The sequence below is a fragment of the Limoniibacter endophyticus genome (assembly GCF_014652835.1).
Lineage (GTDB): Bacteria > Pseudomonadota > Alphaproteobacteria > Rhizobiales > Rhizobiaceae > Limoniibacter > Limoniibacter endophyticus.
Genome location: NZ_BMZO01000006.1, coordinates 291,696 through 303,152, shown reverse-complemented (window position 1 = coordinate 303,152; position 11,457 = coordinate 291,696). Strand labels below are relative to the sequence as shown.

The following is an 11,457-nucleotide window of genomic DNA, read 5'->3' as shown; positions in this document are numbered from 1 at the left end:
CGGCACCAACGAGACATTGCCCGTTGCCGCCACCGCGCCCGACACGACTGCGCCCGAAGCACCCACCGGTGTGGCAATCGCTGCCGATGGCGCAAGTATAACGGGCACCGGAGAAGTGGGAGCAGACGTCGCCGTGACCGACGGTGCGCAGACATGGACGGGAACGGTTCAGCCGGACGGCACATTCTCAATCATTCTCGATCCAGCGCAGACCGACGGACAAACGCTAACCGTTACACTGGAAGATGCGGCGGGAAATAATTCCCCGCCCGCCACGGCGACTGCACCTGTCCTTGACACGACCGCGCCGCTCGCTCCCGAAGACCTTGTCATCAATGCGGAAGGAACACAGCTCACGGGTTCCGGCGAAGCCGGCACGACCGTACTCGTTACAGATGAAGCGGGCGAAACAGTTGGCTCCGGCACCGTGCTGCCGGGGGGCACCTTCAGCATTCTCATCTCGCCGCCCCAGGTGGATGGTGGTGTCTTGAATGTCACCTTGACCGACGTGGCCGGCAATATTTCTCCTAACGCAACTGTTACGGCACCGATCGAAACCGCGCCCGATGCCCCCGCCAACCTTGCAGTCAACGCGGAGGGCACCGTCCTGACCGGCACCGGCGAAACCGGGACGACGGTCGAAGTCCATGTCACCAGCGTGGACGGCGATCTGCTCGGGACCGGTGTCGTCCAGCCGGACGGCACCTTCTCGATCACGATTTCGCCGGCACAGGCCAATGGCGAGACCTTGGTGGTAAGGCTGCTCGACAGCGCCGGCGTGCCTTCACTACCGGCTATCGTGCAGGCTCCGGACACTACCGCTCCCGCGGCGCCGGGCAATCTTGTCCTAAACGGGGAAGGAACCGAACTTGCCGGCAGCGGCGAGCCCGGCACAACCGTAATCGTGGCCGACCTGAGCGGCGCGCAAGTAGGGATAGGCACGGTTGGAGAGGACGGAACCTTTATTGTTACGCTCGCGCCTGCACAGGTGGACGGCAATCCGCTCAGTGTCACGCTTACCGACGCCGCCGACAATATTTCCGACCCCGGGCAGGTGGAAACTCCCGATCTCACAGCACCTGTCGCAGCAGAGAACCTGGCGGTCGCAGCCGGTGGCATCAGCATCAGCGGCACAGGAGAGGCAGGCGCTAGCGTCGCTGTTACGAACGGCACGCAAATCTGGACCGGAACTGTTGGACCGAACGGCACTTTCATCATTCCGCTCACTCCGGCGCAAATCGCAGGCCAGACACTCACCGTCACCCTCACAGACGCGGCCAGTAATGTATCTTCCGATGCAACAGTCACGGCTCCAACGCCGCAGACCCCGGATGCGCCATCGAACCTTTCGGCACCGACGGGAGACGCCGTAAACGGCAATGGTGTGGGGGGTGCTACGGTCATTGTTCGAGACGCATCAGGAACCATCATCGGTACGGACACGGTCCAGAACAATGGATATTTCAGCGCACCGATCCCGGCCACCACGGATGGATCGACGCTCTATGTGACGCAAACGGTCGATGGCAATGTATCCCCGGTTGCGACCGTCCGCACACCGGACTTCCAGGCACCTGGTGCACCGGAAAATCTTCTGGTCAACGAGGACGGCACCGGCTTGACCGGGACCGGCGAGCCGGGCGCAATCGTCCGTGTCACGGACGAAACCGGCATGGTCTTGTACGGCAGCGGAACCGTGCAGCCGGATGGTACCTTCTCGATCACCTTGTCTCCCGCGCAGAACAACGGGGGTAATGTTTTTGTCACCCAGAGCGATGCGTCCAACAATACATCTGCCGCTTCTCAGGCGACGGCTCCGGATACAATCGATCCGCTTGCACCAGTCATCACGCAGGTCGCCAGCCAAGGCACAGGGCTGAGCGGGACCGGTGAGGCAGGCGCTTCGGTATCGGTTACCAATGCATCCGGAGCAATCGTGGGAACTGGTACTGTCCAGCCGAACGGCACCTTCTCGATCATCTTCACGACACCGCAGATCGATGGCGGACCACTGACGATAGTGCAGAAGGACGCCGCCAACAACGCTTCGCCTCCGGCAGTAGCCATTGCGGCGGATCTCACGCCTCCTGCCCCGCCGCAAGATCTCGCCGTCAGTGGCGATGGCCTTACGCTGACGGGTTCAGGCGAAGTGGGCGCAACCGTCACGGTGCGCGATGCCACGGGGACAGTTACTCTGGGGACCGGAACCGTCCAGCCGGGCGGCACGTTCTCCATTCCCCTGAACGCGGCCCAGAACAATGGGCAGACCCTCAGCGTGACGTTAACGGACGCAGCCGCCAACATATCCTCCCCTGCCACGACCATCGCTCCGGATACCACCGCGCCGGAAGCTCCCGCCAACCTCGCCGTTAACGAGACGGGAACCGTGGTCAGCGGAACCGGCGAGGCTGGCACCACCGTCACGGTGTCCTCTGACGGCACAGTCATCGGTACGGGCACGGTTCAACCGGGCGGTCAGTTCACCATCGTGCTCAATCCGCCGCAGATCTCAGGACAACAGCTCAGCGTGACGCTGGCTGACGGCGCCGCATCTCCCAATGTTTCACTGCCGGGCACAGTCGCCGCGCCGGTTGTCGATACCTCCGCGCCTATCGCCAATAACGACATCTTCTCACCCACCATTGATCTCTCCCCGGTCACGACAACGGTGACGGCCAGCCAGTCCAGAAGTGCACTCATCAATGTCGGCAGTTTCAGCGACCGGTTCGAATTCGCGGTTGCAGCCGGTACGGAGGGCGACGCAACATTCGATATCGGTGTGACAGGCCTCCTGGGCCTGCTGACCAACGCCTCGGCTCAACTGTTCGTCCAGCGTCCGGATGGCCAATGGGAACTGGTCGGAGCGAGCGGGGACGGTGGCTTGCTTGAACTGGCCGGCCTGGCCAATCAGGGTATCCGCGTCACAGCGCAGGACCTCGAAGCCGGCAATTACAGGCTCGTATTCGGTGGCGGAGGCTTGGCTGGCCTCGGGACAACCGTAAGCGTCAATGCGTCGATCGTCCAATCCAGCCTGACACAGTTTACCGCCATCGGCGAGCAAATCACCGGAAACGTTCTGACGGGAACCGATGGCAATCCACCGGATTCGCTCGGTGGCGGTACGCCTGTTTTCCAGATTGCGGTCAGCGAGAATAATTTCGTCGAGGTCGTCGATGGCACACAGGTTCAGGGCCAATACGGCACGCTGACGATCAATGTCGACGGGTCCTTCACCTACGCGCCGGATAATGATCCCGCTTCCGTGGGTCAGGTCGACATATTCACCTATCGCATCGACGGCCCGAACGGAACATCGACTGCGAGCATCTACATGCAGATCGGCAGCCCCGATGTGACAGCGACGTGGAATTCGAACGATCCGGGCCAACCAGCCACCCTGACGGGTGCCGTAAGCGATAACGACACGGCGCTGATCCAGCTGGTCAACCCCGTGACCACAACTACCGTATCCAACGCCATCAGCTACAGTTGGCTGCTTGGACTTCTCGGCGTCAATATCGGTCAGACGTCGGGAACATATAATTTCAGCGTCGCCTCGAATACGATGACCGATGCAACGATCAGCATTAATGCCGGCGGCTTGCTGAGCCTTCTCGACACGATCAATTTCCAGGTTCTACGCGTCAACGCCAACAACTCCACAACCGTTCTCTACACGCGTGCGCAGCTGGCGGCGCTGGATCTGGTCGATCTGGTCGGGAACAATCTCGTCGTCAATCTCCAGGATCTTGGGCCGGGAAATTATCGTCTTGCGGTGCAGAACGGGGGCGTCCTTTCCGTCGCCGGTGCGGTCAATGTGGGGATCGAGTTCAATGCAACCGATCTGGGTCAGCTTGTGGCGGGACCAACCACGGCGGCAACCGGCAACGTTCTCGAAGACGATGTCTTCGCCTCCGCATTGAGCGTCATGCAAATCCAGACGGCGCCAGGTGTGTGGACCACTCCAGGAGCAAACGGCGTGACGGTAACGGGAGCGCATGGCTCGCTGCAGATATTCGCGGACGGCGATTACATCTACACGCCCACAGCGGCAACAACCGGCATCGGCACGACCGACGTCTTTACCTATCGCATTTACAATCCGAATGGCTCGTCCTCAGAGGCAACCTTGGCGATTGCGATCGAGGAGGGTGTCCCGCCGGTCGTGTCGATACAGTCCGAGCCCGTCGATGACGATATCATCCCGCTGGCCGGTATAGATGCACTCGAAAGCGACGTCAGCGCCGATGATACCGAAGCGTCCATCCTGCCTGAGCTACAGCTGGAAACCGCATCCGGCGATGCCCTGGAGATCGATCTTGCGATGTTCGAACAGAACGCCCCCGCGCCGGCAGAAGAACAGATGATCACGCTGCCGGGCGAGGCACTGACTGTCGCGCCCCCGAACGACGAAGCGTCCGACGCAACACCTTACCAGTATCTGCCAATCAAGCCGGAGGACGAGCTGGAATTGCTTTCAAACAACCAACACACCGTCTGAGATAAGCGAATCCGGTCCGGACCAGCGTCCGGGCCGGAACTGTCATGAACCAGAACACTCTGGAGATGTGAACAAAGTGGGTTTACTCGTACTGGCACGTGGACATTTGAATATAATGCTTCTCATCTTCCTGGTGGCGGGATGTTCATTGAACACGGACCGGCATGCAATTGCTCCGCCACCTCCCGTCAAGACTGCCAGCATGCCACCTGCCCCATCTCGACAAGGCGCTGGAAAAGCCATCGATCCCATTACGGTTGGTGCGACGGCTTCTGCCCGCGTCGGCGGTTCGGTAATCGAGCAAGCGGTGAAACGTGCGGTGTCCTTTCACCCCTCGCTCGGAGAAGCTACGGCGCGGATCGGTCAATACGAAGCGGAAATAGACGTTGCGCGCGCCGGTTACTATCCGAAGATCAGTGGCGGCATCAATTCGAACTACGACCGCCGCGCCGACCGTGAAGGCTTCAATCCGCGGGCGACGGTGCAAGCGTCGCAAATGGTCTACGATTTCGGCAAGGTCTCAGGCGCCGTCAATGTGGCCTCCGCACAGCGAGCAGTACAGCAGACCGAATTGCTCTTGCAGACCGACAACCTGGTCCGCGACGTCGCCTATGCCGTCATCGAAGTCGACCGGTACCAGAAATTGCTGGCGGTTGCCCAACAGCAGGTGAACGGGGTTGAAGATATTGCCAAACTGGTGCGTCAGCGGAGCGACACGGGTGCGAGCACCCTGTCGGATAAAATACAGGCAGAAGCGCGCCTTCAAGCTGCCCAGTCGCGCGTCCTGGAGCTTTCCGCGCAGCTGGCGCGCTGGCAAACGACATTGAGCAGCCTCACTGGCACATCCGTGCATGTCAGCGGCGCGGTCTTTCCTGCTTCATTTTCCAAGCATTGCGCGACGGGTGAGCCCGACTGGAACACGGTTCCAGCGATTCAGCAGGCGGTCGCGCGCCGCGGTGAAGCAATGGCACATCTTTCGAAAAGCCGTGCAGACTCGCTGCCCACCTTCTCTCTCGATGCCGACGCCGGCTATGATCTCAGCGGCAATTCGCGCAGTCGACATGACGAGGACGAACCGGAATTCACCGTGGGTCTCAATGTGCGCGGCAATATTTACGAGGGTGGCGCCAACAAAGCGCGCCGCAATGCTGCAAACTTCGCCCTCGGCGCAGCCGATGCTGCCCGCCAGTCCGCCCAACTGGAAGTAATGGAGGGATTGTCAGCCGCTCGCAGTCAAATCCAGGGCCTGTCGGCGCTACAGGCTTCCCTGGAAAAACGCGACGGGATGATTGCCCAGACGCGCGATCTCTACAAGCGACAATATCTGGATCTCGGAACACGAACGCTGCTCGATCTTCTCAATGCGGAGCAGGAACTGCACGCGGCCCGTTTCGAACGCGTCAACGCGGCCAGCGATCTCATGCGCCTGAATGCCGACTGCCTTTACAACTCCGGCCGAACACGCGGCGCGTTCGGCCTTCAGGGCATCGCCACAGGGAACAGGGAATGACCCTTCACAAGGATGAAAGTTCGCTGACCGACACGCCGCCGCCAGATCTCGCTCCCTGGTTTTCGTGCCTTCGCCATGTGGCGCGCCATTATCGCATTCCGCTGTCCGAACAGGCAGCCAGGCAATCCATGTACTGGGATACCGCATCGGAGGGAAAGGACCGCATCGGCAATATCGCGCAATCGCTCGGCTTACGCCTGCGTTTGAAGCACCCGTCAGAAACCAAGTTTACGAGTTGGCAGCTGCCGATGATCGTGGCGCTGAAAGATGGCCAGGTTATCGTGGTGACAGCGTTCGGTGCAAATGGCGACGCCAGCGTCACCGATGGCGCGGATGGGTCCACCGGCAATATCATGCCGGCCGATGTTCTCTTCGAGAATGCCGAGCGCGTGGCCATTGCACGACCGTTGCACGCGATTCCGGATGAACGCGTCGATGCGTATATCAAGCCCTATGAGCGCGGCTGGTTTCGCAAGATCGTCCTGCGCGACCTGCGCCCCTACGGTCATGTCATGATCGCCTCGCTCGTTGCCAATCTGCTGGGGCTGGCCGGCATCCTTTTTTCCATGCAGGTCTATGACCGCGTGGTCCCCGCCAAGTCGTTCAACACGCTCTATGTCCTTTTCAGCGGTGTCCTTTTGGCACTTGTCTTTGATTTCATCATGCGCAAGACGCGGATGAGCGTCATCGACATGCTGGGCAAACGCGCCGACATTCGCATGTCGGATCTCGTCTTCGGACATGCCTTGCGCGTCAAGAACAAGGCTCGGCCCGTGTCGACCGGCACTTTCATCGCGCAGCTTCGCGAGCTGGAGCAAGTGCGCGACATGCTCACCTCGACCACCGTGACCGCGATCGCCGACATCCCCTTCTTCATCGTGTTTCTGACGATATTGTTCTTCATTGGCGGTGCACTCGCCTTCGTCCCGCTGGTGGCGCTCATCCTGTTGATTGTTCCGGGAGTGCTCTATCAGCGTCGCCTCAGGGCCGCCTCGCAGGCGGCGATGCGCGAGTCCTCATTGCGCAATGCGGTTCTTGTCGAAGCCGTACAGGGCATAGAAGATATCAAGACGTTGCAGGCGGAGGACCGCTTCCAGCAACAATGGAATCATCTAAACGCGGTTACCGGTGACGCGCAGCTCAAGCAGCGTAATATCGCCAACACGCTCAACGTCTGGACGTTCAATATCCAGACGGCTGTCTACGCATCGACGATCTTCGTTGGAGCACCGATGGTCATGGCCGGCGAAATCACAACCGGCGTCCTTGTTGGCTCGTCCGTACTCGCTTCCCGCATGATGGGACCTATGGCTCAGATCACCCAAGTATTGAGCCGGCTTCAACAAGCGAAAATCGGTCTCTCCAGTCTGAACGATCTCATGAGGCTGCCCGTCGACCATGCGCCCCGGGAGAGCCGCATCCACCTTTCACGCATCGCCGGCAACTATCGGCTCTCCAGCACGCAGTTCCATTACGACGCGCTCAATCTCGGGGTGCCCGCCTTGCTGGTGAAATCGCTCTCTATCACTGGTGGAGAGAAGATCGCTCTCCTTGGCAAGAATGGAGCAGGCAAATCCACCCTGCTGCAAGGGCTTTCAGGAATGCTCGAGCCATCCGCCGGAGAAATCCTTCTCGACTCAATTGCCTTGAAACATATCGATCCCGCCGATCTGCGTCGCGATGTCGCCTATCTCTCTCAAAATGCAACGCTGTTTTTTGGCACAATCCGCGAAAACCTGTTGCTCGGCGCGCCGAACGCAAGTTCGACCCAAATCATACGCGCACTGGAAATGACGGGGGCTGCCGAATTCATTCACCGTCTGCCACGGGGGCTGGATCACCAGATCTTGGAGGGCGGCCGCGGTCTTTCAGGCGGGCAAAAACAGGCATTACTTCTCGCGCGTCTCATGCTGCGCGATCCTTCCGTGGTGCTGCTCGATGAACCGACCGCCTCGATGGACGAAGCAACGGAACGGCACTTCCTGGAAGCTTTCGGACGGTGGAGCGCGGAAAAAACCGTCGTGATCGCCACACATCGCATGCGTGTGCTCGATCTGGTGAACCGTCTGATCGTCGTGGATCAGGGTGCAATCGTAATGGATGAGAAAAAAGAAATCGCTCTGCAGAAATTGCGTGGCATCAGCAATGTTGCAGGCAGTCCTCCACCCGCGAATGCCGGGACGCGATCATGAGCGCAGCACGAACCAACGAAGATTGGGTTTTCGGAGACACGGACGACGTCAAGCTGGCGCGCTCCTCGCGCATCATCTGGGTTACGGCCATCCTCCTGCTGACTCTCGGCATATGGTCCTATTTTGCCGTTCTGGACGAAGTATCGTCGGGTACAGGCAAAATCGTCCCGACAACGCGGGAGCAGAATATCGAGTCGCTCGAGGGTGGCATTCTTGCCTCTCTCCACGTCCGCCAGGATCAGATTGTTGAACCCGGACAGGTTCTGGCGCAACTCGACCCGACACTAACCACTTCCGAGCTTGACGAGAACGCGGCGCGCTATCGTGCAGCGCTTGCCAGCGCGACACGGCTGCAAGCCGAAGTAAGCGACACGGAACTGAATTTTCCTGAAGCTCTCGCAGATTTTCCCGAACTCGTCGCTGCCGAACACCGGCTTTTCAGCGCCCGCAGGAACAGCCTGAACGAAACCCTATCCTGGATCAGACAATCCATCGAACTCGTCAAGAGCGAGCTTGCGATCAATGAAAAGCTGTCCGACATCGGCGCTTCGAGTCAGGTCGAGGTTATCCGCTTGAAGCGTGAGCTCGTTGAGCTGCAACTGAAGCAGGAAGAAGTGCAGTCGGAATATATCGTGCGCGCACGCGAGGAACTTGCCAAGGCCAATGCCGAAGTCGCCGCCCTCTCCTCGACCCTCCGCGGACGCACCAACCGGCTCGAGCGCCTTACGGTGCGTTCTCCGGTGCGCGGCGTCGTCAAGAATATCGAGGTCTCCACGATTGGCGGCGTCATTCCACCGAATGGCAAGTTGATGGTCATCGTACCGCTGGACGATCAATTGCTGGTGGAGGCGCGCATATCGCCGCGCGATATCGCCTTCATCCATCCGGGACAGCGCGCCAGCGTCAAGATAACGGCCTATGATTATGCCATCTATGGAGACCTGGACGGCGAAGTCTCGACGATCTCGCCGGACACGATCCAGGACGAGGTCGATCCGGAAATCTTCTACTATCGCGTGTTCATTCGCACGGATAAGGACAAGCTCGTCAATGATGCGGGCAAGGAGTTCCCCATCACGCCAGGCATGGTGGCAACCGCCGACATCCACACAGGTAGCAAGACGGTCCTCGACTATTTAATCAAGCCACTCAACCGCGCTGCAGAGGCCATGCGCGAACGTTAGAATTAGAAATCGGCGACTTTGCCCCAGGCGGAGCCGTTGAGGCGCTCGGGGCGATAGGGTTTCGGATCAACGATCGGCTCCTGACCGGTAATGACGTCGGCAATCATATGCCCTGCCCCCGGTCCGATGCCGAAACCGTGGCCGCTGAAGCCCGCTGCCAGAATGAAGCCAGGAATGGTTTCCAGTTCACCAATGGCAGGAACGCCATCAGGTGTGCTGTCGATATATCCCGCCCAGGCATGGGCGATCGGCGTATTGCGCAGATCCGGCAGCAGCTCCCTGGCTCGACTGTAGGTCAGGTCGATCTGCCCCTGATCCGGCTTAGGATCGAGAATACGGTTCTTCTCCATCGGCGTAACTGCATCAAGCGACCATTTTTTCAGCGTCTCATGGCCATTCTTCCAGCCTTCCAGGCCGCCGGGCGCAAGGCTCCTCCAGCGACGCGCAAACATGGGCACGAATTCGCGTGAAAAACGCAACTGTTGCGGCGTCGGATCGACGCGGGCGCGGCCGCTGATCGCCAGCGTATAGCCTCCCTGGCCGCGCTTGGTCATCGATACTTCCGCGGTATGCAGAGCATCCGGCAAGCCTTCGGCGCCTGGAGCGACCGCAAGAATGGAAGCGCGAACGGCGGCCTGCGGGAAACGGAAGCCCAGCTGATGCACGAAGGATGACGCCCAGGCGCCGCCCGCCATGACAACGGTTTTTGTTCTGATCGTGCCTTTCTCGGTGACGACCCCGCTGACGCGGCCCGCGCTAAGTTCAACGCCACGCGCTGCGCAGTTCTGATGCACGGTGCCTCCGGCGGCGATGATACCGCGGGCGGTTACCGGCACCGCCCTCTCCGGGTTCGCCGTTCCGTCACTCGGCGAGAAGACACCGCCCTTCCAGCGCCTCCCAGTTGCGCGACCGCGTTCACTTGCCTCTTCGGCGCTGAGCATATGCGTCGTCACGCCGACGGTTCGTGCGAAATCGCGCCACTTGGCCCACCCGGCAATTTCCGTCTCGTTCTGAGAAAGATAAAGCAGGCCGCAGCGTCGGAAGCCGGTATCTTCGCCGGTTTCGCGCGCAACATTCTCCCACAGGTCGAGGCTCTTGGTCGCCATGGGCAATTCGCGCGCATCCCGGTTCTGCTGGCGGCACCAGCCCCAGTTGCGGCTCGATTGCTCGGCAGCGATCCGCCCCTTTTCGACAAGCGCCACCTTCACGCCGCGCCGCGCCAGATAATAGGCGGTAAAAACGCCCACCACGCCACCGCCGATGACGACGACATCCGCCTCCTGGGGAAGCTCGGCATTGGTTTCTATATGCATCAGGGGCGCGGGCATCTGCTATTCTCCGAATTTTGCAGGTTATCCTAGCCCAAGCACCGCCGTCCCATGCGCCAACAGTCCGCCGCTCCACAGAATTTCCTGCCGAACCGGTCCTCAAGCGAAGCGATTTGTTGCGGCGAGGCCCTTTCCTTCCCTCAGCGCCAATAATGATTTTCGGCTATCGTGCCAGAGATTGCAGGACGCGCCGAATGGCGTATAGTCGCCTGCGAAATTTCTCGCATACGGATGCCTTCATGAAGCTGGACAGGATCGATCTGCGCATTCTCACTGAGCTCCAGAAAAACGGGCGCATCACCAACGTCGAACTAGCCGAGCTGGTCAACCTGTCGCCGAGCCCTTGCCTCATGCGGGTCAAGAAATTGCAGGCGGAAGGCTATATTACCAGCTATTCCGCACAGATCGATGTTGCCAAGCTCGGACAGACGCTTACGGTCTTCACCGAAATCACGCTGAAGAACCATCGCCAGATCGACTTTGCACGTTTTCTTGCGACCGTAGAAAAGATCGATTCCGTCATGGAGTGCCACCTCATTTCAGGCGGCTACGACTATCTGATGAAATTCGTCACGGCGGGCATCGTCGAATACCAGACGGTGATGGAGCGGCTTATCGATATGGATATCGGGATCGACAAATATTTCAGCTTCGTCGTGCTGAAATCGCCCATCGTCAGGACACACCTGCCGCTCGACACGATGTTTGAAGGACAGTAATTTCCCTGAATTCAAATGGAAAA

The 11,457-nt window shown here is 59.7% G+C and carries 6 protein-coding genes; 5 read left to right on the top strand and 1 reads right to left on the bottom strand.

Features of this window, described 5'->3' with window-relative positions:
* From IE151_RS10795 to IE151_RS10780, 4 genes are all read left to right on the top strand, one after another.
* On the top strand, positions 1-4,501 hold a 4,501-nt coding region (locus IE151_RS10795), incomplete at its 5' end, for a BapA/Bap/LapF family large adhesin (RefSeq protein ID WP_194523924.1).
* A 76-nt stretch (positions 4,502-4,577) separates the two neighbouring features.
* On the top strand, positions 4,578-6,011 hold the full coding sequence (locus tag IE151_RS10790; protein WP_244636706.1) for a TolC family outer membrane protein: 1,434 nt from the start codon (positions 4,578-4,580) through the stop codon (positions 6,009-6,011).
* Entirely contained in the window at positions 6,008-8,203 is a 2,196-nt protein-coding gene (locus tag IE151_RS10785) for a type I secretion system permease/ATPase (RefSeq protein ID WP_189490009.1), read from the top strand. The genes IE151_RS10790 and IE151_RS10785 overlap by 4 nt, the downstream gene beginning before the upstream one ends.
* On the top strand, positions 8,200-9,387 hold the full coding sequence (locus IE151_RS10780; RefSeq protein WP_189490008.1) for an HlyD family type I secretion periplasmic adaptor subunit: 1,188 nt from the start codon (positions 8,200-8,202) through the stop codon (positions 9,385-9,387). The genes IE151_RS10785 and IE151_RS10780 overlap by 4 nt, the downstream gene beginning before the upstream one ends.
* 2 nt (positions 9,388-9,389) lie before the next feature.
* Here the strand turns inward: IE151_RS10780 and IE151_RS10775 are convergent, their stop codons facing one another.
* Entirely contained in the window at positions 9,390-10,715 is a 1,326-nt protein-coding gene (locus IE151_RS10775; protein WP_189490007.1) for an NAD(P)/FAD-dependent oxidoreductase, read from the bottom strand.
* A gap of 239 nt (positions 10,716-10,954) precedes the next feature.
* Here IE151_RS10775 and IE151_RS10770 point away from each other — a divergent pair, with 239 nt between their 5' ends.
* A complete protein-coding gene (locus tag IE151_RS10770; protein WP_189490032.1) occupies positions 10,955-11,434 on the top strand; it encodes an Lrp/AsnC family transcriptional regulator in 480 nt (159 codons plus the stop codon).
* Positions 11,435-11,457: the final 23 nt, after the last annotated feature.